This window comes from Clostridium sp. DJ247, from assembly GCF_014231265.1.
In genome coordinates, this window is record NZ_JABAIW010000136.1 from 1 (window position 1) to 1277 (window position 1277).

General features: G+C 33.7%; 1 protein-coding gene. It reads left to right on the forward strand.

Going from position 1 to position 1277, the window contains the following annotated elements:
• Window positions 1-1277: DUF6531 domain-containing protein (locus HGI79_RS22405; protein ID WP_185652880.1), on the forward strand; the 1277-nt coding region annotated here is incomplete at both ends.

Sequence of the window (1277 nt, forward strand, 5' to 3'; positions counted from 1 at the left end):
GGGGCATTACTGTCACTAGCCTGCTGCATACCATTTGCAGGACCAGCATTGAAAGGGTCAAAAATAGCAAAAGGAGCTGGCAAAGCAGTAAAAGTGGCTGGTAAAATAGCAAAAATAGCCGGTAAAGTAGGGAAAACAGCTGTAAAAGTTGCAAAAGTAGAAAGAAAGGCCGCTTCAATTATTAAAATAGCACATCTTGTTAAATACCCAGCAAGAGTAGCGAAAGCTGTAAAAGTTGTTAAAGTAACTGGGAAAGTAGCTACAAAAGCAATAATAGTAAAAAGCAAAGTTGATGCCATTAAGGCTATGAAGGAATCTTTAAGCCGAATAAAAGGTGATATGCAGGCCTTAATAAAAGATCCACGGAATATTAGAAATTGGTTTAATGTGGCAGAAGATGCCCTTGCTTTGGCTCCAGCTTTTATGGGAAGAGGATCTAAAAGATTTAAACCAGGTCAGCATACAGAAAATACAAAATCACATGAATCAAGAAGAAGTAGAGAAGAAGTTGCTAGTACCAGAGAGGGAAATTCCAAAGGGTCTAAAGGTGAAAATTTAAAAGAAAATAAGAAAGAGAACATGCCAGAGATAGAAAAGGTAACCTGTGGAGACCCTATAAATGTAGTAAATGGAAGTTTAGACGTAAAAACTGTAGATCTTATTGTGGAAGATAGAGGCTTAGAAATAGATTTAGAGAGAAACTATAACTCTAAAGACAAGTCTCTAGGAGTTATGGGAAGAGGATGGACTTTCAGATATGAAAGCAAAATAGAAAGAGAAAATGAAAATGAAATTACCCTCCTGTATTCTGATGGACATGTAGAAAGCTTTATAAAAAAAGAAGACAAATGGGAAAACATAACCATAGAAAGTACTGCCAATATACTTTTAGACGACAGTGAAACTGGCGGTTTTATTTTAAAAATAAAAAATAATGAAACTCACAGATATAATAAGTCAGGAAAGCTTATTTATATAATTGATAGAAATAATAATAAGATGATCATAGATTACGATGATGAAGGAAATATAAAAACCATAACATCCCCAGGAGGAAAGAAAGTTTCTTTCAAATGCAATTATGGAAAAGTAGTAAAAATAACAGATAATATAGGAAGAAAAGTAAGTTATGAATATGAAGGAGACAACCTTGTAAAAGTATTATACCCTAATGGAGGATTGCTAACCTATACCTATGAAAATGATTTAATTATTGCAATAACAGATCAAGATGGACATACCTATGTAAGAAATGAATACGATAAGCTGGAAAGAGT